This window comes from Ramlibacter lithotrophicus, assembly GCF_012184415.1.
Classification (GTDB): Bacteria; Pseudomonadota; Gammaproteobacteria; order Burkholderiales; family Burkholderiaceae_C; genus Ramlibacter; species Ramlibacter lithotrophicus.
Genome location: NZ_VTOX01000007.1, coordinates 132744 through 152802, shown reverse-complemented (window position 1 = coordinate 152802; position 20059 = coordinate 132744). Strand labels below are relative to the sequence as shown.

19 protein-coding genes are annotated in these 20059 nt (G+C 69.8%); 10 read left to right on the top strand and 9 right to left on the bottom strand.

Features of this window, described 5'->3' with window-relative positions:
• Positions 1-234 precede the first annotated feature (234 nt).
• The 3 genes from RAMLITH_RS18350 to RAMLITH_RS18340 are packed head-to-tail and all read left to right on the top strand — an operon-like array spanning position 235 to position 2743.
• The gene (locus tag RAMLITH_RS18350; RefSeq protein WP_168108894.1) at positions 235-930 is read left to right on the top strand and encodes a response regulator; all 696 of its coding nucleotides are present in this window, start codon (positions 235-237) and stop codon (positions 928-930) included.
• Entirely contained in the window at positions 927-2450 is a 1524-nt protein-coding gene (locus RAMLITH_RS18345; protein ID WP_238344271.1) for a sensor histidine kinase, read from the top strand. Before RAMLITH_RS18350 ends, RAMLITH_RS18345 begins: the two co-directional genes overlap by 4 nt.
• A gap of 2 nt (positions 2451-2452) precedes the next feature.
• On the top strand, positions 2453-2743 hold the full coding sequence (locus RAMLITH_RS18340; protein ID WP_420376925.1) for a DUF4148 domain-containing protein: 291 nt from the start codon (positions 2453-2455) through the stop codon (positions 2741-2743).
• 70 nt (positions 2744-2813) lie between these two features.
• Here RAMLITH_RS18340 and RAMLITH_RS18335 read toward each other — a convergent pair whose 3' ends face one another.
• A complete protein-coding gene (locus RAMLITH_RS18335; protein ID WP_168108892.1) occupies positions 2814-3044 on the bottom strand; it encodes a hypothetical protein in 231 nt (76 codons plus the stop codon).
• Positions 3045-3286: 242 nt separating this feature from the next.
• Here RAMLITH_RS18335 and htpG point away from each other — a divergent pair, with 242 nt between their 5' ends.
• Positions 3287-5197, top strand: a complete 1911-nt coding sequence (gene htpG / locus RAMLITH_RS18330; RefSeq protein ID WP_168108891.1) for a molecular chaperone HtpG — start codon at positions 3287-3289, stop codon at positions 5195-5197.
• Between the two features lie 333 nt (positions 5198-5530).
• A complete protein-coding gene (locus RAMLITH_RS18325) occupies positions 5531-6271 on the top strand; it encodes a hypothetical protein (protein ID WP_168108890.1) in 741 nt (246 codons plus the stop codon).
• A 141-nt stretch (positions 6272-6412) separates the two neighbouring features.
• Here RAMLITH_RS18325 and RAMLITH_RS18320 read toward each other — a convergent pair whose 3' ends face one another.
• The 5 genes from RAMLITH_RS18320 to RAMLITH_RS18300 all read right to left on the bottom strand — a co-directional run bounded on the left by RAMLITH_RS18320 (position 6413) and on the right by RAMLITH_RS18300 (position 11297).
• Positions 6413-7378: a Bug family tripartite tricarboxylate transporter substrate binding protein gene (locus tag RAMLITH_RS18320; protein WP_168108889.1), complete on the bottom strand. Its 966-nt coding sequence runs from the start codon at positions 7376-7378 to the stop codon at positions 6413-6415.
• Between the two features lie 157 nt (positions 7379-7535).
• On the bottom strand, positions 7536-8537 hold the full coding sequence (locus RAMLITH_RS18315) for a serine/threonine protein kinase (RefSeq protein ID WP_168108888.1): 1002 nt from the start codon (positions 8535-8537) through the stop codon (positions 7536-7538).
• Positions 8538-8575: 38 nt separating this feature from the next.
• Positions 8576-9472: a hypothetical protein gene (locus RAMLITH_RS18310; protein ID WP_168108887.1), complete on the bottom strand. Its 897-nt coding sequence runs from the start codon at positions 9470-9472 to the stop codon at positions 8576-8578.
• Between the two features lie 83 nt (positions 9473-9555).
• A complete protein-coding gene (locus RAMLITH_RS18305) occupies positions 9556-10356 on the bottom strand; it encodes an ABC transporter permease (RefSeq protein ID WP_168108886.1) in 801 nt (266 codons plus the stop codon).
• Positions 10353-11297 carry an ATP-binding cassette domain-containing protein gene (locus RAMLITH_RS18300; RefSeq protein ID WP_168108885.1) on the bottom strand — a complete coding sequence of 315 codons (945 nt, stop codon included), beginning with the start codon at positions 11295-11297 and terminating at the stop codon, positions 10353-10355. Before RAMLITH_RS18300 ends, RAMLITH_RS18305 begins: the two co-directional genes overlap by 4 nt.
• A 110-nt stretch (positions 11298-11407) precedes the next feature.
• Here RAMLITH_RS18300 and asd point away from each other — a divergent pair, with 110 nt between their 5' ends.
• Entirely contained in the window at positions 11408-12256 is an 849-nt protein-coding gene (gene asd, locus RAMLITH_RS18295) for an archaetidylserine decarboxylase (protein WP_168108884.1), read from the top strand.
• Between the two features lie 11 nt (positions 12257-12267).
• Here the strand turns inward: asd and RAMLITH_RS18290 are convergent, their stop codons facing one another.
• Positions 12268-13761: an AMP nucleosidase gene (locus RAMLITH_RS18290; RefSeq protein ID WP_168108883.1), complete on the bottom strand. Its 1494-nt coding sequence runs from the start codon at positions 13759-13761 to the stop codon at positions 12268-12270.
• A 157-nt stretch (positions 13762-13918) separates the two neighbouring features.
• Here RAMLITH_RS18290 and RAMLITH_RS18285 point away from each other — a divergent pair, with 157 nt between their 5' ends.
• The gene (locus RAMLITH_RS18285) at positions 13919-14179 is read left to right on the top strand and encodes a hypothetical protein (RefSeq protein ID WP_168108882.1); all 261 of its coding nucleotides are present in this window, start codon (positions 13919-13921) and stop codon (positions 14177-14179) included.
• Positions 14180-14257: 78 nt separating this feature from the next.
• Here RAMLITH_RS18285 and RAMLITH_RS18280 read toward each other — a convergent pair whose 3' ends face one another.
• Together RAMLITH_RS18280 and RAMLITH_RS18275 are read right to left on the bottom strand one after the other, a co-directional pair.
• Complete coding sequence (locus tag RAMLITH_RS18280) at positions 14258-15172, bottom strand: hypothetical protein (protein WP_168108881.1); 915 nt, start codon at positions 15170-15172, stop codon at positions 14258-14260.
• A 46-nt stretch (positions 15173-15218) separates the two neighbouring features.
• A complete protein-coding gene (locus tag RAMLITH_RS18275) occupies positions 15219-17390 on the bottom strand; it encodes a FecR family protein (RefSeq protein WP_168108880.1) in 2172 nt (723 codons plus the stop codon).
• A 196-nt stretch (positions 17391-17586) separates the two neighbouring features.
• Between RAMLITH_RS18275 and RAMLITH_RS18270 the strand changes: the two genes are divergently transcribed.
• The 3 genes from RAMLITH_RS18270 to RAMLITH_RS18260 are packed head-to-tail and all read left to right on the top strand — an operon-like array spanning position 17587 to position 20050.
• Positions 17587-18390: an MlaE family ABC transporter permease gene (locus tag RAMLITH_RS18270; protein ID WP_168108879.1), complete on the top strand. Its 804-nt coding sequence runs from the start codon at positions 17587-17589 to the stop codon at positions 18388-18390.
• Positions 18390-19400: an MlaD family protein gene (locus tag RAMLITH_RS18265; protein ID WP_168108878.1), complete on the top strand. Its 1011-nt coding sequence runs from the start codon at positions 18390-18392 to the stop codon at positions 19398-19400. The genes RAMLITH_RS18270 and RAMLITH_RS18265 overlap by 1 nt, the downstream gene beginning before the upstream one ends.
• Positions 19397-20050: a hypothetical protein gene (locus RAMLITH_RS18260; RefSeq protein WP_168108877.1), complete on the top strand. Its 654-nt coding sequence runs from the start codon at positions 19397-19399 to the stop codon at positions 20048-20050. Before RAMLITH_RS18265 ends, RAMLITH_RS18260 begins: the two co-directional genes overlap by 4 nt.
• The last annotated feature ends 9 nt before the right edge of the window (positions 20051-20059 follow it).

The window sequence follows — 20059 nt, the reverse complement described above, 5'->3', positions numbered from 1 at the left end:
TAAGCGACTTCGTAACACGATGCAACGCATTGTGTGTGGGAAAAGTCACGGTTACTTCCAATAACTTATATTTGCAGCATCGATTAACCATTTCGTCGGAGTGGGATGCGGCCGGCGCGTTGAACGACAAGGGCGGTCAAATTCCGGGGCCCCCTGCGCTGGGCTAACAGTCACCTAACGGCGCGGGATTACTGTCAGCCAGCGCAAACCCGTGGCGGGAAGGTCGGAAAAGAGATGCGTGTTCTGCTTGCCGAAGACGATGAAATGATCGGCGCCAGCCTGAAGCAGGCGCTGGCTGGCGCGGGCTGGTCCGTCGACTGGGTCAAGGACGGCCTGCTCGCCCAGAGCGCGCTGTCCGACGGCGATTACGCCTGTGTGTTGCTGGATCTGGGCCTGCCGGGGCGCGACGGGATCGAGGTGCTGCGCAAGGCGCGTGGCGCCGGCGACCGTACGCCGGTGCTGGTGCTCACCGCGCGCGACGGAGTCGATTCGCGGGTGGCCGGCCTCGACCTCGGCGCCGACGATTACCTGGTCAAGCCGTACGATCTGCAGGAGTTGCTGGCGCGCATGCGTGCCGTGATCCGGCGGCGCGACGGCAGCGCGCATTCGGTGATCGGCAGCGAAGGAATGCAACTCGATCTCACCACGCGCGAAGTCCTCCTTCAGGGCGAGCGGGCGCAGCTCTCCGCCCGCGAATTCGCCCTGCTGCACGCACTGCTGGAGCGTCCGGGCGCGATCCTGTCGCGGGCGCAACTGGAAAACCGCATCTATGGCTGGGGCGAAGAGGTGAGCAGCAACGCGGTGGACGTCCTGATCCACGGCATGCGGCGCAAGCTCGGTCCCGACGCCATCCGGAACGTGCGCGGCCTCGGCTGGCGCATCGCCGCCCCGGCCGACACGGCGCGGTCCGGGCCGGAGAACGCGACATGAGCTCGCAGCCGGCCCCGCCAGAGTGGATCTGCGCGCCGCAGCGGCGCCTGTTCAACGTCTTCCCGGCCGGCGGGCCGATGTGCTCGCTGCGCCGCGCCCTCCTGCTGTGGCTGGTGCCGCTGTTCCTGGCCGTCGGCCTCGGCTCCGCGCTGTTTTCCTACTGGGGTTTCAGCCGGATGGCCAGCGTCTTCATGGACGACCAGATGCAGCAGCTGGCGCAGGCCGTCGCCGGCAGCCGCACCCTGGCCGCAGCCCCGGTGCCGGCTCCCGAGAGGATCCACACCTCCGGAAACTTCGTCACCCAGGTGTACGGCGCCGACGGGGCACTGCTCGCGAGTTCGCTGCCGCAGCTGCAGGCCGGCCTGCAGCCGGCCGCCGGATTCGCCGACGTCCAGGCCGGCGGGGTGACCTGGCGCGTGTACAGCACGCAGGCTTCGGGCGCCGGGGGCCGCCGGGTCCAGGTGCTGCAAAGCGGCAGCTTCCGCAGCCGGCTCGCCGCCGAGCGCGCGCTCGCGGCCGCCGCGCCGGTGCTGATCCTGCTGCCGCTGGCCATCGCGATCCTGTGGGGGCTGGCCCGCGCGATGTCGCTGGCCGTGCAGGACATCGGCCGCCAGGCGGCACTGCAGGATGCGCACAGCATCGCGGAACTGCCGCTCGAGCGGGTGCCGCAGGAAATCCAGCCGCTGGTGGTGTCGTTCAACAGCCTGCTGACGCGGCTGCGTGACGCCTTCGCCGACCAGCGGCGCTTCGTGCAGGACGCGGCGCACGAATTGCGCACGCCGATCACGGCCCTGGCGCTGCAGATGGAGAACGTCCGCGGCGACCTGCCGCCCGGCGCCTGCGCCGAGAGTTTCTCGCAGCTCGAGGCCGGACTGAGGCGCGCGCAGCGGCTCGTGGAACAGCTCCTGAAGCTGTCGCGACAGCAGGCGCCCTTCGTGGAGGAGGCTCGCGACCTGGACCTGCGCGCACAACTGCACGAGAGCATCAGCTCGCTGATCGCGCTGGCCGACCGCCGGCACATCGATCTCGGCTTCATCGACCTGACCCAGGGCGAGGCAGGGGCGACCTGGCGCTGCGCCGCCGGCGACCTGCGCAGCGTCGTCGACAACCTGATCGAGAACGCCCTGCGCTACACGCCCGAGGGCGGGGTGGTCGACGTCCGGCTGCTTCCCGCGGCGGTGGTGGAGGTCGTCGACACCGGGCCCGGAATCCCGCCGGAGCTCCTCGATCGCGTGTTCGATCGTTTCTACCGTGTCGCGGGCGGCGACTCGCGCGGCAGCGGCCTCGGCCTGGCCATCGCGCAAGCTGCCGCCGAGCGCTGCGGCCTGCGCATCAGCCTGCGCAATCGTCCCGACGTCCAGGGCCTGGTCGCGCGCGTGGAACCCGGCGCGGGGCGGCACGGCGCGCTCATTTCCAGCTCAGAAACCGCTCAGCGTCAGCTCAGTCAGCCTGCCTACAGTGACAACACGGTCGATGCGAAAGCAGGCAACGACCGGACAGTCCCACTCACTGAAAGGTAGCCATCATGTCCTCCCGAATCCTCCTCGCCATCGCCGCCGTCGCCACCATCGCCGCGGGTGCCGCGCGCGCCGACGAAGCCGACGCCTCCCAGTACGCCGTCCAGTTCCAGGGCACGCGCACCAAGGCCGAAGTGCAGGCGGAAGCGGCGACCGTTTCCGCCACCCGCAGCACCGAGCCCGCCGGCTCGCGCGTCGCGGCGCAGGTCAAGTCCGGCATCGATGCCAAGGAAGTGCGCGCGCGGGCCGCGCAGGCACTGCGCCAGGGCCTGATTCCGCGCGGCGAAGCCGGCTGAACACCCCGGCAGCCCGCCGGCAGAAGACAGAAAGCGCCCGCGAGGGCGCTTTCTTCTTTCGCGCGGCCGGTCAGAAGGTGACGGTGACCGGCGTCGCCTCCAGTCGCATGATCTCCGCGCGCAGCACGGCGCCGCCCGCGTCGGCGACGGCGACGGCGGTCAGGCCGACGACGCTGCCCTGGCCCGGCGCGTGGCGCCGCCGGCGCGGCAGCGTCAACGTGTTCGCCTCGCCGAACGGGCGCGGCGGGGGCAGGGACGTGCCTTCGGGCTGGGCGCCTGATCCTGGGGTGTGACTGGTCATGCGGACTCTTGCTCGGCCCCGTCGTGCTCCATAGCACGGCTCCTCAAGGCCAAGCTCTACTGTACCGGCAGACGGAATTTGTCCAACGCGGCGGGCGGAGAACTGCCTCGCAGCTGCCTCGCGGCGCGAATTTGTCACGGACGCCTTGTGGCGCGGTTCCGACGGCCGGGCAGGCGGGGACTTGAATTGCATTCGGCGACCCCCACTTGTGCGGAGCATTTTTTCGTCCACCACGAGCCGCCATGAGCCAGAAGAAAACGCTTTCGTTCCAGGCCGAGGTCGCACAGCTGCTGCACCTGGTCACCCATTCCCTGTATTCCAACAAGGAAATCTTCCTGCGGGAGCTGATCTCCAATGCGTCCGACGCCTGCGACAAGCTGCGCTTCGAGGCGCTCCACAACAACGCCCTGTATGAGGACCAGCCCAATCTGGAAGTGAGGGTCAGCTTCGACAGGCAAGCGCGCACCCTCACGATCGCCGACAACGGCATCGGCCTGTCGCGCGACGAGGCGATCGAGAACCTGGGCACGATCGCCAAGAGCGGCACGCGCGAGTTCGTGAGCCGCCTGACCGGCGACCAGAAGGCCGATGCGCAGCTGATCGGGCAATTCGGCGTCGGCTTCTATTCGGGCTTCATCGTCGCCGACCGCATCGTCGTGGAGTCGCGCCGCGCCGGATTGCCACCCGACGAAGGCGTGCGCTGGACCAGCGCCGGCGCCGGTGACTTCGAGGTGGAGAGCATCCCGCGTCCCCAGCGCGGTACCAGCGTGACCTTGCACCTGCGCGAGGACGCCGGCGACTACCTCGGCACCTGGAAGCTCAAGTCGATCATCTCGAGGTACTCCGACCACATCTCGCTGCCGATCCTGATGCGCAAGGAGGAATGGAAGGAAGGCGAGGACAACAAGGGCGGGGAGATGGTGCTCACCGACGAGTGGGAGACCGTCAACCAGGCCAGCGCCTTGTGGACGCGCGCCAGGAAGGACATCACCGCGGAGCAGTACCAGGAGCTGTACAAGCAGATCAGCCACGACCACGAGCCGCCGCTCGCCTGGTCGCACAACCGGGTGGAGGGCGCGACCGAGTACACCCAGCTGCTGTACCTGCCGTCGCGCGCGCCGTTCGACCTCTGGAATCGCGAAAAGGCCGCCGGCGTCAAGCTGTACGTCAAGCGCGTGTTCATCATGGACGAGGCGGAGGCGCTCCTGCCTTCCTACCTGCGCTTCGTCAAGGGCGTGGTCGACTCGTCGGACCTGCCGCTCAACGTGAGCCGCGAATTGCTGCAGGAGAGCCGCGACGTCAAGGCGATCCGCGAGGGTTGCACCAAGCGGGTGCTGGCGATGATCGAGGACCTGGCGAAACACGAGAAGGACGAGGCCGCGTCCGAGGAGGACAAGGGCAAGTTCGCGCAGTTCCACGCCGAGTTCGGCGCGGTGCTCAAGGAAGGCCTGGGCGAGGACATGGCCAACCGCGAACGCCTCGCGAAGCTGCTGCGATTCGCCTCGACGCAGTCGGACGCGGTAAGTGTCTCGTTCGCCGACTACAAGGCGCGCATGAAGGAAGGCCAGGAGGCCATCTACTACATCACCGCGGACACGCCGGCCGCGGCAAAGAACAGTCCGCAGCTCGAAGTGTTCCGCAAGAAGGGCATCGAGGTGCTGCTCATGACGGACCGCGTCGACGAATGGGCGCTGAACTTCCTGCACGAATTCGACGGCACGCCGCTGCAGTCGGTTGCCAAGGGCGCGGTCGACCTGGGCAAGCTGCTGGACGAATCCGAGAAGCAGGCGGCCGAGGAAGCCGCGGAGACGTTCAAGCCGGTGCTCGAGCGCCTGAAGGAGGCGCTCAAGGACAAGGCGCAGGACGTGCGGGTGACGACGCGGCTGGTCGATTCGCCGGCCTGCCTCGTGGTGACGGACAGCGGGATGAGCATGCAGCTGGCCCGGATGTTGAAGCAGGCCGGCCAGAAGGTGCCGGACGTCAAGCCCGTGCTGGAGGTCAACGCCGCGCACCCGCTGGTGAAGAAGCTCGAAGGCGGCGAGCACTTCGACGAGCTGGCGCACATCCTGTTCGACCAGGCGCTGCTGGCCGAAGGCGGATTGCCGGAAGACCCGGCCGCCTACGTGCGCCGGGTCAACGCGCTGCTGGCCTGAGCCGGTACGCAAGAACGGCGTAAGCGCGGCGATCCCGCCTTGACGCCGGGCCGAGATAGCAGTTTATGACTGGGTCAGCGGGCTGGTCTCAACGTTGAGAGATGGCGCGGCGCGCTGGCGACCCGGCGCCTCGGTTTGCGCTGGACGGCGCCGTCAGAGGACCGGCCAGTGCGCAGGGTCAGGTTGGCGCGCGGGTGGGTGAGTGCAAGCGTCCGGCCACCATATACCTTTAGCGAGCACGATCCGCAAAAGCAGGGGCCCGAGTAGACTGACGCTCACCGAAGTGGCCGGTGTCAGTTGTTTTGGCTTGCGCCTCGGTAGGAGTACAGAGCAGTGAACAACCTGATCATTTCGGCCATTCTCGCGTCGGTCTTGGCGGGATGTGGCGGTGGCGACTCGACCCCGGAAGGCTACTGGCAGGGTGTTTCGAGCCCGGGCTACAACAGGACGACCGGCTACAACGTCTCAATGTTGATCCTGGAAAACGGCGACACGTGGGCTGTCTACGAAGGCGTGCCGCCGTCATTCCCGCAGTGGCCCTTCGGAGGTCTCTATGGCACCACCACCGCCAGCGGAAACGCCTTCTCCGGCTCGGGTGGGGCCATCGGGACGACAGTGAAGACCCCGCTGATCTTGACCCCCGGCTCGTACTCAGGGACGTTCAGTGCGAAAAGCATGATCGCGGTGACGACCTCCACCGGCACCACGATAGAGGCCAGGTACCAGCCCGGGTATGACGAACCCGCGTTACTGGCGGACGTCGCTGGCACCTTCAGTGGCGCCGGCTCTGCCCTCGTTAGCCCTCTTCAGGCGGGCATCTCGATCACAGTCGACAGCTCGGGTGCGTTCACAGTCCCGTTCGCCATTGCGTGCGGAGGATCGGGCAGGCTCACGCCACGCGCCAGCGGCAAGAACGTCTTCGATGTGACAGTCACGGTTGGCGTCGGGTGCAAACTGAGCCGGCTGTACACCTTCACCGGATCGGCGTACTACGACAGAGCCGCACGGCGGCTCGTGCTCGTCGCGGCGGATTCGGACAAGTCAACCGGTCTGATGTACATCGGGCGCAACTAGTCCAACGCGGTCTCCGAGGGTCACACTCACCAGCACCGCGGCCAAGCGAGAGAGAAGGCTATCGCGGCACAGCTCGCGCTACAGCTCCTGACGGCCGTTTCTCGTTTCCGTCGCCGGCCGCGCGTCGCGGCCGTGCAGCTCTTATTCGACCTTGCCGATCTTCCTGACCACCTCGGTCATGTTTTTCGCGTCGGTGGCCACGTACTTCTCGAAGTCCGGCGTGTCCTGGTACAGCACGGGGCTGCCGGCGTTCAGGATGGTGTCCTTGACCTTGGCGTCGTTGGCGGCGAATTGCGCGGCCTTGCGCAGGCGCTGCACGACCGGCTCCGGCGTGCCCGCCGGCACGAACAGGCCAGACCACTGCGCGTATTCGGCGTTGTAGCCGGCGGACTTGAGCGACGGCACCTCGGGCATCGATTCCAGCTTCGCATTGCCCCAGTGGCCCAGCACGCGCAGCTTGCCGGCCTTCACGTGCTGCAGCACGGTGGCGGGGCCCGAGGACACCGCGTCGATCTGTCCGCTGAGCAGCGCCACGACGGCCGGGCCGGCGCCGGTGAACGGGACGTGCGTCATCTTGATGCCCGCGTTCTGCGACAGGATCTCCATCGGGACGTGCATGGTGCCGTAGTTGCCCGACGAGCCGTAGTTGATCGCGCCGGGCCGCTTCCTGGCATCCTCGACGAAATCCTTCACCGTCTTCCACGGCGAGTCGGCGCGCACGGCCAGCACCGTCGGGTCGGCCGTGATGCGGGCGATCGGGCGCAACGAATTCAGCGCGTACATCGGTGCGCGTCCCAGCACCTTGTCGGCCTCCGGAATCACGGTGAACGACGACAGCGCCATCAGCACCGTGTAGCCGTCGGGCTGCGCCTTGGCGGCGTGCGCCATGCCGATGCCGCCGCCGGCGCCGCCCTTGTTCTCGACGATCACGTTCTGGCCGAGGTCGCGCGACATCGCCTCGGCAACGGGGCGGCCGACCAGGTCGGCAAGGCCCCCCGGCGGGAACGGCACCACCATCGTGATGGGCTTGGTCGGGTATGACCCCTGCGCGCCGGCCAGGCTGGCGATGGACAGCAACAGGGCGGCAAGTACGGAACGGCGGTGCATCAGAAATTCTCCGGAAGTGGCGCGAGAACAGTTCGCTGGCGCAAATCCTAACGTCGGCCGGAGCCCCGCTGCATGAGGGCTCCTGCGTACAAGCGGCGCTCTGTTTGCTCAGGGTAAACCCGCGCGATGCGGTCGAAAGATTTCAGCAAATCCATCGCTACGCGATCAGGGGCGGCTCCGCCATCGCCTCGAGTTGCTCCTCGAGCATCTGGACCTGTCCCTGCCAGTAATCGCTGGTGCCGAACCAGGGAAAGTTGATCGGAAAGATCGGGTCGTCCCAGCGTCGCGCGAGCCAGGCGCTGTAGTGAATCAGCCGCAAGGTGCGCAGCGGCTCGATCAGCGCGAGTTCGGCGCGGTCAAACTCGCGCAAGGTCTCGTAGCCGTCCAGGAGCGGGCCGAGTTGCCGCTGGCGCTGGGCCCGGTCGCCGGACAGCAGCATCCACAGGTCCTGCACCGCCGATCCGGTGCGCGCGTCGTCGAGGTCGACGAAGTGCGGCCCGGCGTCCGGCGTCCACAGGATGTTGCCCGGGTGGCAGTCGCCGTGCAGGCGCAGCACGGCGATGCCGGCCGCGGCCGTCCGCGACAGCGGAGAATCCTCGATCATTCGCAGCGCCTCGTTGCAGCGCTTCTCCCAGGCGGACTGGACGTCGAGCGGGATCATGTGGTGGTGCAGCAGCCAGTCCCTGGGCTCCACGAGGAAGGTCTGCGGATCGAGCGGCGGCCGGTGTTCGAACCGCCGGGCCGCGCCCACGTCATGGATGCGCGCCAGGAACCGGCCGATCCATTCTAGTACTTCCGCGTCGTCGAGCTCCGGCGAGCGGCCGCCGTGGCGCGGGCTGACGCTGAAGTGGAAACCCGCGTGCCGGTGCAGTGTCGCACCGCCCAGGACCAGCGGGCCCACCGCCGGCACTTCGGCCGCCATCAGTTCGGCCGCGAAGCGATGCTCCTCCAGGATCTGCGCTTCGCTCCAGCGGCCCGGCCGGTAGAACTTGGCGACCACGGCGGCATGGCCGTCGCACGGCGCCTCCAGGTGCGCCTGGTAGACGCGGTTCTCGTAGGAGCTCAGGGCCAGCAGCCGGCCGTCGCCATGCAGGCCGACGGCGGCGAGCGCGTCGAGCACGACGTCGGGCGTGAGCGCGTCGAAGGGATGGGAGGACATGCCCCATTGTCCGTGCTGCCCGGGCCCGCGGTGCGCGGCTACAGAAGCGAATCCACGGCGGGCGCACGCGTGATGAGCACCCGGTCCAGCAGCCGATCGAGGAACAGGAGGTCGCGGTATACGCCGAGCGCGAGCACGGGCGGGTGGTACGGCTCCCCGGGCGTCTCCGGCTCCCCGAGCACCCAGCGCAGCATCGCCACCCTCGCTTCCCGGAATGGCCACTGCGGGACGAGCTCGTCGCAGATCACCCGATCGTCGGCCAGTTGCGCCTCGGCGGTGGATGGTGCCTGCCACAGCGGGGCGCGCTGGCCGAAGCGCAGCTGGAACACCTCGCGCGCCAGTTCCCAGTCGCGCTCGCGCGACAGCAGGTGATAGAGCTCGCGCAGTTCGAGGAACACCCACGGGCTCGTGAAGCGGAAATCCGCGACGTGCTGCTGGAGCAGCAGCACGGCGGCCAGCAGGTCGCCGCTCGCCCGCCGGCGCCGCAGCCGCCCGTCGAGCTCGTGCAGGTCGGTCAGGGTTGCCTCGCGCCGCGCGCCGGCGGTCGTCGGCGGCGCGGCCGACGGCAGCGGCGGCCGCGACGGCGCGTCATCGTCGTCCGCCTCGCCGTCACTCAGCTCGGTGATGATCGAGGAGCCTGGCGGCTGCACGCCGGCCCACAGCACGGAGTCCTTTTCGGTTTCGAGCTCGCGGCGGCGGCGGCGTTCCAGCAGCCAGCCCGCGCTCGCCAGCGCGGCGAGGCCGACCAGCAGCCAGAGCGGCGAATTGCCGAGGGTGCGCCCGGATACGCCGGTTGGCGTGGCGGTCGCGCTGGCAGGGGCGGACGCGGGCCGCGGACGGTGTAACGGCACCGCCTCGAGCTGCGGGCTGGCGCGCAGTTGAAGCCCGTCGGTCGGCGGCGTCGGACTGGTGGGTGGCGCGAAGGTGGCGGTCATGGCCGTCGAGGCACCGTTCGGTAGCTCTGATACATAGTGTTACATGCGGTCCCCATCCACTGTCTCGCCAGTGACAGCGGCGGTCAGGCGCGGAACCGGCGACGGGTGAGGGCCAACGCAAGCCAGAAAGCCGCCACGGTGTAGGCGACCAGCACCACGGCGTGCCGCCACGGCGCCGCCGGCCACTGGTCCATGAACATCGGACGGACCAGTTCCACGGCGTTCGTGAGGGGCAGCCAGTCGGAGAACAGGCGCAGGGCAACGGGCAGCTGGTCGCGCGGGAAGAAAACGCCGGACAGGAACATCATCGGCGTGAGAAACAGCGTGAAGTAGTACGTGAAGAAGTCGTAGCCCTTCGCCAGCGCGTTGAAGATCAGCGCGATGCAGGAGAACGTGATGCCCACCCCCAGCAGCACGGGCCAGGCCACCAGCAGCTTGGGGCTGTAACTGATCCCGAGGGCCAGCATGACCACGAGGATCGCCGTCACCGATGACATCGCCTTGAAGGCGGCCCACAACATCTCGGCCATCACCACGTTGTCCAGGTTCACCGGCGCGTTCATGATGCCGTCCCAGGTCTTCTGCACATGCATACGCGAGAAGGCGGAATAGAGCGCCTCGAACGAGGCGGCGTTCATCGCGCTCATGCAGATCGAGCCGCTGGCCAGGAACAGGATGTACGGCACCCGGGTGCCGCCCAGTTGCACCTGGCCGACCAGCGCGCCCATGCCGTAACCGAAGGCGACCAGCCACATCAGCGGCTCCGCGATGTTGCCTACCAGGCTGGGAACGGCGAGCTTGCGCCACACCAGCAGGTTGCGCAGGAACACCGGCCACCAGCGCAGCGACAGGTCGGGGGCGCGCCAGATGCCGGCTCCGTTCATCCTTCCTCCCTGATCTGGCGGCCAGTCAGCTTCAGGAACAGGTCTTCCAGGTTGGCCGGCCGGTGCAACGTGCGCAGGGTCGGGCGCGCGGACAGCGCCTCCACCAGGGAGCGCGCGTCATGGATGTAGAAGAAGACGGTCTCGCCGCTGACTTCCACCCGCGCTGCCAGCCGCGCGAGCGGCGCCTGGGCCAGTTCCAGCGCGCCCTGCCCGTAGGCCTCCACCACCTCCGGCTCGAGGTGCTGGGCGATCAGGTCGCGCGGCCGGCCCTCGGCGATCTTGCGGCCGTGGTCGATCACCAGCAGCCGCGAGCACAGGCGCTCGGCCTCGTCCATGAAATGCGTGGTCAGCAGGATCGACTTGCCGCGCTGCAGCAACAGCTGCAGCCGTTCCCACATCAGGTGGCGCGCCTGCGGATCCAGGCCGGTGGTCGGCTCGTCGAGCAGGAGCAGGCGCGGGTCGTTGATCAACGAGCGCGCCAGGCTGAGGCGGCGGCGCATCCCGCCGGAGAGTTCGGCGGGCCGCGCCTGCGCCTTGTGCGACAGGGCAGCGAACTCGAGCAACTGCGGAATGCGCGCGCGGATGTCGGCGCTTCGCATCCCGAAGTAGCGGCCGTAGACCAGCAGGTTCTCGGCGCAGGTGAAGTCCGGATCGAGCGTGTCGAACTGGCTCACCACGCCCAGTTGCGCCTTGATGGCGAGCGCATCGCGCGGCATGGTCAGGGCGTCCGCGGCAGCGCCGCCGGGGAAGTACGAAATGCTGCCGCCGTCGGGCGCCGTCAGGCCCAGGCACATGCGGATGGTGGTCGTCTTGCCGGCGCCGTTGGGCCCGATCACGCCCAGGCACTCGCCGCGCGCGATCCCGAACGACAGGTCCTGCACGACGGGCGTGCCGCCGTAGCGCTTGCTCAGGTGGCGGACATCGAAAATGGGTTCGCTCATCGACGGGCAGGTGGACAGCGCGTATTGTCCGTCAGCAGCGATCGTCCGCGGCGCCGCCCCGCCGGCACTGCCCGATGGCAGAATTTTCCGTTTTGAGAAAGACCGGCCCCATGTCCAACCGTCTGGCGGTGACGCCGCAATACCTGCTGCCCAAGCGGGTGCTCACCGTGCTGGCGGGCAAGTTCGCGAACCTGCGCGGCGGCGCGCTGACCCACGCCGTGATCCGCAAGTTCGTCGCCCACTACGGGGTCGACATGTCGGAGGCCGCGGACCCGTCGATCGAGAGCTACGCCACGTTCAACGACTTCTTCACGCGCGCCTTGCGCGAAGGCGTGCGGCCGATCGCCGATTCGCCGTTCGTGTGCCCGGTGGACGCCGCGATCAGCCAGTTCGGCCCGATCGAGCGCGACCAGCTCTTCCAGGCGAAGGGGCACAGCTATTCCACCCGCGCCCTCGTGGGCGGCGACCAGGCGCTGGCGCACCGCTTCGACCACGGCCACTTCGCCACGCTGTACCTGGCACCGCGCGACTACCACCGCATCCACATGCCGTGCGACGGCCGGCTGGTGCGCATGATCTACGTGCCGGGCGACCTGTTCTCGGTCAATCCGCTGACGGCGCGCCACGTGCCGAGCCTGTTCGCCCGCAACGAGCGGGTGGTGTGCGTGTTCGAGACGCCGTTCGGGCCGTTCGTCAACGTGCTGGTGGGCGCGACCATCGTGGGCAGCGTGGCCACCGTGTGGCACGGCGTGGTCAATCCGCCGCGCACCCGCGGCATCCGCGAGTGGCATTACGAAGACCAGGACATCGTGCTGGCCAAGGGCGCCGAGATGGGCCGGTTCCTGCTCGGGTCCACGGTCGTCATGTTGTTCCCGAAGAACGTGCTCACTTTCGTGCCGGACTGGGCCCCGACACGGCCGGTGCGCCTGGGCGAGCCGATGGCGACCGCGTTGCGCTGACGCCGCGCCGGCTACTGGAACGCCACCTCGTCGAAGCTGCGCAGCTTGCGGCTGTGCAGCCGCTGCGGCCCCTCGGCGCGCAGGATCTCGATGGCCCGCATGCCGATGCGCAGGTGCTGGTCGACGCGTTCGCGATAGAACTTGTTGGCCATTCCCGGCAGCTTGATCTCGCCGTGCAGCGGCTTGTCGCTCACGCACAGCAAGGTGCCGTAGGGGACGCGGAAGCGGAACCCGTTGGCGGCGATGGTCGCGCTTTCCATGTCGAGGGCGACGGCGCGGCTCTGGCTGAAACGGCGCTGCGGCATGTTGTTCGGCAGCAGCTCCCAGTTGCGGTTGTCGGTGCTGGCCACGGTGCCGGTGCGCATGATCCGCTTGAGGTCGGCGCCCTGGCATTGGGTGACGTCGGCGACGGCGCGCTCCAGCGCCAGCTGGATTTCGGCCAGCGCCGGGATTGGCACCCACAGCGGCAGTTCTTCGTCCAGCACATGGTCTTCGCGCACGTAGGCATGGGCCAGGACGTAGTCGCCGAGCTGCTGGCTGTTGCGCAGGCCCGCGCAGTGCCCCAGCATCATCCACGCATGCGGCCGCAACACCGCGATGTGATCGGTGATCGTCTTCGCATTCGCCGGCCCCACACCGATGTTGACCATCGTGATGCCCCCGTGGCCTGGCCGGCTCAGGTGGTAGGCCGGCATCTGCGGCAGCCGGCCCGGCACGGCGCCGAGTTCGTCGCCCGGTTCCGGGGCCAGTCCCGCGCGCCGCGTGACGACGTTGCCCGGCTCCACGAACGCGGCGTAGCCGCTGTCGGGGTTGGCCATCTCCTCGTGCCCGAGCCGCACGAATTCGTCGATGTAGAACTGGTAATTGGTGAACAGCACGAAGTTCTGGAACCACTCCGGCAGCGTGCCGGTGTAGTGGCGCAGCCGGTGCAGCGAGTAGTCGACGCGCGCCGCGGTGAAGAGCGCCAGGGGCTGGGCCTCCCCGGGGTGCGGCGCCCAGGTGCCGTTGGCGATGCCGTCGTCCATGGACCCGAGGTCCGGCAGGTCGAACAGGTCGCGCAGCATCATCCGGCGCGCCGGACTGAGGCTGCCCTCCAGGTGGTCGTTCTCCGCGAACGAGAAGTGGACAGGGATCGGCTGGGTGCTGGTGCCCACTTCGAGTTCGACGCCGTGATTCTGCTGCAGCAGCCGGAACTGCTCCAGGTAATAGCGCGCGTACAGGTCCGGGCGGGTCAGCGTCGTCTCGAAGCGGCCGACCCCGGCGACGAAGCCGTAACTGAGGCCGAGGTTTTCCAGCACCTCCTGCCGGATCACGGTGTCGGTGTGGATCCGCACATAGGGATAGCAGGCACGTACGTGGCCGGGCAGGTCTTCACCCGCAACGAAGCGCTGCATGGCTCCCCGCAGGTGGGCGATCTGCTGCGAGTAGATCTTGCGGACCTGGGCCAGCGCACTGTCGGGATCGCTGTGCCGCGTCGGCTCGATGAAGGGCGGCAGGAAGGGCATGCGGCTATTGTGCAACCTCGCTCGCCACAGCATCAGTTCTTGCTACCGCGTGAGAATGCGTCCTACAAGGTGTAACGAAACGCCCTGACGTTACAAAGTCGGCCCTCCTGCCACATTGCCTCCATCGATCACTTCGGCAATTACAGGAGTTCAGAGAATGAGAACAGAAACGGCGGCTGGCAATCCTTTCGCGCTGATCACCGACCCCGGCAGCATTCGGCAGACGATCGAGAAATCCGAATCCCTGAGCCGCCTCAGCCAGCGCAAGTGCCATCCGCTGGACCGCGCCGTGATCCGCAGCGCCAGCGCCGAACTCGCGGCCTATGACGCGAAGATCGACCGCACGACGATCTACCTGCCGCCCGAAGAAGACAAGCCGGCGCCCGTCGTCCGTTCCTTCGCCCAGGCCGTCAACTGAGGCCTGACCGCACGGCGGGGCGAGTCACCCTGTCCGGCATCCAATCAAGCGCCGCAGCTCCGCTGCGGCGTTCTTGCATCAGGGCCCCGGAGGCCGCGTGCGGGGCGGCAGCGGCTGCATCTGCCGCTGCGCCTGGTCAAGCTGCCACTGCGTGCGCGGATCCTCCGCCTCGCCGCGGGTGATCCGGCTGGGCGCCGGCAACCTCGCCCGCGGTTCCTCCCACTCGCCGCCTGACGACGGTGCCACCGGTGCCGGTGCCGGCATCCAGGCCCATCGGGAGCCGATCCACACCCATGCCCCCGCAGTCTGTGCGTCGGCCACGCCCTGGCGCGAGGCGGGCCGGGCACGCGATGCGAGCACCTGCTCTTCGCGACGGTGGCGACCCGCGGCCCAGCGCTCGAATGCATCCGGCGCGGCCCGCGCTGCCGGCACCAGCTTCAGTTCGCCCGCGGTCCATTCGAGCTGCTGCGAAGCCGGCACGGCCAGCGCCTGGCCCTTGCCGGCACGCACGAACGCGTGCCCCTGGCCGACCGTCAGCCGGCTCGCGCCACGCGCCGGGTCGACGTCGATGCGGTAGTCGCCGGCGCGCAGCAACCGGACGGAAAAGTGCGGCGTGCCGATCTCGAGCTGGTCCCCAGCCGCGAGCGCGCGCACGCGCACGATCAGCGCGCCGTCATGCAGATGGCCCAGAAACAGTCCGCCGCCCAAATCGGCCACCTCCAGGAAGGCCTCGCTGTCCATGTGCAGGACGGCACCGCCGAGGTGAACTTCGGCGCGCGCACCCGGGTCCGTCCACAGGCGGTCGCCGCCCGCCACCGCCCGCCCGGGCGCGGCTTCGGTCCATTCGGTGGCGCCGGCCGGGGCTACCGCCACCGAGCCTTCGCGATGGCTCATGCTGGCCGCCGCGGCGGCACTCGCATGGGCGGAGCTCGCCGCGCCGGCGAGGCCGGCGATCACCATCAGCGAGCTGAGGATCTTGCCGCGTGCATCCATGTCGTTCTCCTTGCGAGCCTTGCCAGGTCCTGCCGCGCGCCGGGCGTCAGCTGGTGCGGCCCGGCGCGAGCAGCGGAATACCGCGTTGCCACACTTCCGGCGTGCGATACGCGGGTTCGTAGCGGGGATCGGAGCGCAGGTCCGGACGCCCGCGGGGGCGCTGGCGCTGCTCCCACGCATCGTGCTCGCGGCGCCATTGCTCGGTGGTCGCCTGCTGCGCGCGTTGCCACGCCGCGCGCTCCGCCTGCTCGCGCTCCTGCTCGGCCCGGCGCGCCTGCTGCTCGCGGCGCACTCGCTGCTCGGCAAGCGCCCGCGCGTCGCGTTCCGCGGCCTGGCGGGCCTGCTCGACCTGCTGCGCATGCGCCTGACGCCGCGCATGCTCCGCGCGGCGGGCGACGGCTTCGCGCCGCAACTGCTCCTGCCGCTGGAGCTGCTCGGCTCTTCTCGCTGTCGCCTCGCGCCGCACCAGGTCCGCCGCGCGGAGCTTGTCGCGTCGCGCTTCTTCCGTGCGAGCGGCGACCGCGCGCTTCGCTTCGAGCTGGCGGACCGCGCGTTGGCGGGCTGCCGCCGCCTGCGCCGCCTGGCGCGCCTCGGCCGCAACGGGTCGAGCCGGTAGCGGGGCCTGCGCACGCACGGGCGGCGGCGCCGCTGCGCCACGGCTGCCGCGGACGGCGCCGGGCTCGCGCCGGACTGCGACTGCTTCGCTGCGCGCCGCTTCCCTCGCGACTGCCACCGCCTTCGGCACGCGCGCCGGCTGCGGGGTGGCCGCTCGCGTGGATGCGGCGGCTGCGGGCGCAGGATCCGACGCGGCGGGAGCCGCCGCCCGCACCGGTGGCTGGGTCGCTGCTTGCGCCCGCAGCGCCGGCGCCGGCGAGGCCGAACGTGTTGTCGCTTCGGGACGCGCGGCATCGGCAACGACCTGCCGCACTGACGCCGGCGCGGTGACCGGCACACGGTTGGCGCGCGCCTGCGCCAGCGCCGTGCGATCCGGCATCGCCGGCGGCGCCACGACCTGCGCATTCATCAGGACGTTCGCCGCGATTCGCAGCCAGCCGGCGCCGGCGGGCCGGCCGCGGTGAAAGTCCGACACCGCCACCGACGTCAGCGCCTGCGGGCTGCGCTGGTGTGCGTGCACCGGATTTGCTTCCAGCGCAAGGTCGCGGTTGACGGCGCCAAGGTATGCCGGGCTCGTCCGGTAAGGCGGCCGCCATGCCTCGCCCGGGGCGAGCGGGAACCAGGTCACGCTGCCGGTGCCGCCGCCGAGGAAGGCGACCAGGGCCGGCGCATACACCGGACGCACGCCGAGGCGGCCCGGCACCCACGCCCACTGCTCGTCGAGCAGCGTCCATCGCCCGTAGTGGAACGGCGCAAAGCCCCACGGCGCGTCGTCGATCCAGGTCCAGCCCCACGGCCCGATCCAGTCCCAATGGCCGTGCCGGTACGGGGCCCAGTCCGCCGGCATGGCCTGCGGCAGCCACACCGCGCCGTGCACCGGGTCGCGGCGCCACTGCCCGTGCGGATCGAGATCCTGGTAGCCCACCACCTCGCGCGGCACGTAGCGCGCGGCGATGGACTGGTCCTCGCGCCGGTTGCGCGCCTGCGCCCAGCGGTCGAAGCCGTCCAGCGGCGGCGACTCCTGCGCTGCCAGTTGCGCCAGCTCGCGACCGCGGAAGGTGATCTGCTGGCCGCCGCCGAGTGGCAGCGCCTGTCCGCTCTCGCCGTACACGGCGCCGGTGCCGGAGTGGATCGTCACGCGGGTCGTCCCCTCGCCGGGATCGACGTCGATGCGATAGTCGCCGGGCCAGGCGGCACGCCAGGCGAGGTTGGGCGTGTCGACCTCGAAGTTCTCGCCTTCCGGGATGCTGCGCACGCGCACGTACAGCGTGCCTTGCGTGAGGCTCAGTTGCGTCGAGCGGTCGTCCAGCGCCAGGATGTCGAGGCGGGTGCGGCCGTCGAGCCGCAGCGCCGACGAACCCACCTGCAGTTCGGCGCGCGAGCCGCGATCGGTCCAGAGCCGGTCGCCGCGCGTGAGCGGCCGGTTGCGCGGTGCCTCCGTCCACTCGTCGTCGCCCGCCGGTGCCAGGCTGACGCTGCCCTCCACGTGATTGACGCGCGCCACCCGCCCAGGCGGGTCGGCGCGGACCGACGCCGCCGCGAGCAACAGCAGCACCACGGGCAGGACGCGCAGCAGGACGCGAAACGGGGCAGGGGCACTCATGACAGCCGACTCTGCCAAACCGGCCGCTTGGACTGATGACGACATCGCAAAGGGCAGGTAAAGGGCGCGCCGTGCGTGATTTCTTTTGTAATGCCGCGTAAGGTGGGCGTGGCCGCGCGCCACACGCATGCGGCCTTCGCATCGGTGCGTCGCGCGGGCAATGGCGCCGGTGGGCCGCTGCCCTATCATCCCGGCCATGGGCGTGCCGACTTCCGTGTTTTCCAGGCTTGGTCCGGCCGGCGCCGTGCCGCTGCGTTGGGCGGCCGGCTGGTGGCGCATCCTCTTTTTCGGCGCCTGCATCCTGGTGCTGGCCGGCTCGCCCTCGAGCTATGGCCGCGAGACGCGCTCCGCCCTGCTGCGGCACCTGTACCAGGACACGGCACCGATCCTGTGGTGGTTCACCGCGCTGTGTGCGCTGCTCACGCTCGTGATCACGCGCATCGTGGTGGTCACCGCGTACAGCTACGGCCTGTCGCGCTACGCGCTGGAGATGGTGATCCGCGTGCTGGTGCTGGAGCTCATTCCGCTTACCGCGGCGCTGTTCGTCGCCTTGCGCTGCACCATTCCCAACGGCGCGGCGCTGGCGCAGATGCGGCGCGACGGCCGCTTCGCGGTCCTGCGCGGCCGCGGCGCCGACCCGGTGGTCACCGAAGCGCTGCCGCGGGCGCTGGCCGGCGTCTACGCCACCATCACGCTGGCGGCGCTGAGCTGCGTCGTCGCGCTGGTGCTCGCGTACTTCGCGGTGTATGGCTGGACGCTGGCCGGCGTGGCCGGCTACACCCACGTCTTCGGCCATGTGTTCAATCCGTCGGTCGCGCTGATCTTCCTGCTGAAGACGATCTTCTTCAGCCTGGCGGTCTCCATCATTCCGATGGCGTCGGGACTCCACGACGTCGAAAGCCACGGCTCGCGCGAGAGCGCCGCGCTGCAGGGGCTGGTGCGCATGTTCGCCGTGCTGCTGGTGCTCGAAGCGGTGTCGCTCGCCGGGAACTACGCCTGATGGCCACGCCGCCGGCCGCGCCGACACCGCTGGAGAGCTCTGAGCCGGGCGCCGCCAGCCCGGTGCGCAACCTCGAATTGAAGGCGGCGCTGCTGCTGGTGTTCACGGCGCTCCTGGTGGCCGGCTCGGTGCTCTACCTGCTGCATGCCCGCGGCTTTTTCGAACCGACGCAGTCGCTGGTCCTGGTCACCGACGACGCCGAAGGGGTGGCCGCCGGAATGGACATGACGTTCTCCGGCTTTCCGATCGGCCGGGTGCGGCGCGTCGAGCTGGCGCCCGCCGGCAACGTGCGCATCCTGGTCGACGTGCCGCGCCGCGATGCGCACTGGCTGCGCACCTCGAGCGTCTTCACGCTGGTGCGCGGCCTCGTGGGAGGCACTGCGATCCGGGCGTTCAGCGGCGTGCTCGGCGATCCGCCGCTGCCGGACGGCGCCGAGCGTCCGGTCCTGCGGGGAGATGCAACCGCGGAACTGCCGCGGGTGCTGGCGACGGCCCGTGAGGTCCTGGAGAACATCAATGCCATGACGCGCGAGGACGCGGCGCTGCGCCAGACGCTCGCCAGCGTGCAGCAGGTCGCCGACAAGCTGAACGGACCGCGCGGCGCGATGGGCGTGCTGTTCGGCAACGAAGCCGACTCCAGGAAGCTGGTGGCGGCGCTGGACCGTACCAATGCGGTCCTGGCCCGCATCGACAGCCTCGCCGCGCGCGTCGACGGCATGGCGGCGAAGACGGAAACACAGGTGTTCGGCCCGCAAGGCGTGATGGACGACACCCGCTCCACCGTGCGCGAGTTGCAGCGGCTGCTCGGCGACGCCCGAGCCAGCCTGGGCCGGGTCGACGCCGTGCTGGTCGAGGCGCAGGGCATAGGCGCCAACGTGCGCGGCGCCACGGCGGACCTGGGGACGCTGCGCGGCGAGGTGGACGCCACCCTGCGCAAGGTCGAGGGGATGATCAACGAGCTGAATCGCAAATGGCCGTTTGCCCGCGACACCGAGGTGAAGCTGCCATGAGCGCAAGCCGGCGCTGGCTGCTGGCCTTCGTCCTCCTCGCCGCCGGCTGCGGCAGCAAGCCGCGGGCGCCCGACTGGCAGATGAACGCGTACGACAGCCTCGCACGCTACACGTCGGCGTTCCTCGAGGGCCGCGCTCCGGCGGCGGCCGCTGAGTTCGCCCGCGCGCGCGCCGCACTCGCGGGCACCGGGCAGCCGGGCCTCGTCGCACGCGCGGAGCTCACCCGCTGCGCACTGCTGGTCGCTACCCTGGCGTTCGAGTCCTGCGCCGGCTTCGAAGCATTGCGCGCCGACGCCCCCGCCGCCGAGCGCGCCTATGCCGATTACCTGGCGGGCCGGATCGGCGCGGAGCAGGTACCGATGCTGCCGCCGCAGCACCGGCCGCTGGCGCAAGGCGCCGCCGATCCGGCTGGCCTCGGCGCGATCACCGATCCGGTGGCGCGGCTGGTGGCGGCGGGCGTGCTCTTTCGCACCGGGCGCGCCAGTCCGGACGTGCTGGTCGTCGCCAGCGACACCGCCTCCGCGCAAGGCTGGCGGCGTCCGCTGCTCGCGTGGCTTGGGGTGCGCGCGCTGCGCGCGGAACAGGCCGGCGCGCTCGAGGAGGCGCAGCAGCTGCGCCGGCGCATGGCACTCGCGGCGGGCGAGCGCTAGCCCCGCGGG

Bases quoted from the DNA above. Each gene is read 5' to 3' on its own strand.
- RAMLITH_RS18350 (WP_168108894.1), top strand. From the start codon at position 235: ATGCGTGTTCTGCTTGCCGAAGACGATGAAATGATCGGCGCCAGCCTG.
- RAMLITH_RS18345 (WP_238344271.1), top strand. From the start codon at position 927: ATGAGCTCGCAGCCGGCCCCGCCAGAGTGGATCTGCGCGCCGCAGCGG.
- RAMLITH_RS18335 (WP_168108892.1), bottom strand. From the start codon at position 3,044: ATGACCAGTCACACCCCAGGATCAGGCGCCCAGCCCGAAGGCACGTCC.
- htpG (WP_168108891.1), top strand. From the start codon at position 3,287: ATGAGCCAGAAGAAAACGCTTTCGTTCCAGGCCGAGGTCGCACAGCTG.
- RAMLITH_RS18320 (WP_168108889.1), bottom strand. From the start codon at position 7,378: ATGCACCGCCGTTCCGTACTTGCCGCCCTGTTGCTGTCCATCGCCAGC.
- RAMLITH_RS18315 (WP_168108888.1), bottom strand. From the start codon at position 8,537: ATGTCCTCCCATCCCTTCGACGCGCTCACGCCCGACGTCGTGCTCGAC.
- RAMLITH_RS18310 (WP_168108887.1), bottom strand. From the start codon at position 9,472: ATGACCGCCACCTTCGCGCCACCCACCAGTCCGACGCCGCCGACCGAC.
- RAMLITH_RS18305 (WP_168108886.1), bottom strand. From the start codon at position 10,356: ATGAACGGAGCCGGCATCTGGCGCGCCCCCGACCTGTCGCTGCGCTGG.
- RAMLITH_RS18300 (WP_168108885.1), bottom strand. From the start codon at position 11,297: ATGAGCGAACCCATTTTCGATGTCCGCCACCTGAGCAAGCGCTACGGC.
- asd (WP_168108884.1), top strand. From the start codon at position 11,408: ATGTCCAACCGTCTGGCGGTGACGCCGCAATACCTGCTGCCCAAGCGG.
- RAMLITH_RS18290 (WP_168108883.1), bottom strand. From the start codon at position 13,761: ATGCCCTTCCTGCCGCCCTTCATCGAGCCGACGCGGCACAGCGATCCC.
- RAMLITH_RS18285 (WP_168108882.1), top strand. From the start codon at position 13,919: ATGAGAACAGAAACGGCGGCTGGCAATCCTTTCGCGCTGATCACCGAC.
- RAMLITH_RS18280 (WP_168108881.1), bottom strand. From the start codon at position 15,172: ATGGATGCACGCGGCAAGATCCTCAGCTCGCTGATGGTGATCGCCGGC.
- RAMLITH_RS18275 (WP_168108880.1), bottom strand. From the start codon at position 17,390: ATGAGTGCCCCTGCCCCGTTTCGCGTCCTGCTGCGCGTCCTGCCCGTG.
- RAMLITH_RS18270 (WP_168108879.1), top strand. From the start codon at position 17,587: ATGGGCGTGCCGACTTCCGTGTTTTCCAGGCTTGGTCCGGCCGGCGCC.
- RAMLITH_RS18265 (WP_168108878.1), top strand. From the start codon at position 18,390: ATGGCCACGCCGCCGGCCGCGCCGACACCGCTGGAGAGCTCTGAGCCG.
- RAMLITH_RS18260 (WP_168108877.1), top strand. From the start codon at position 19,397: ATGAGCGCAAGCCGGCGCTGGCTGCTGGCCTTCGTCCTCCTCGCCGCC.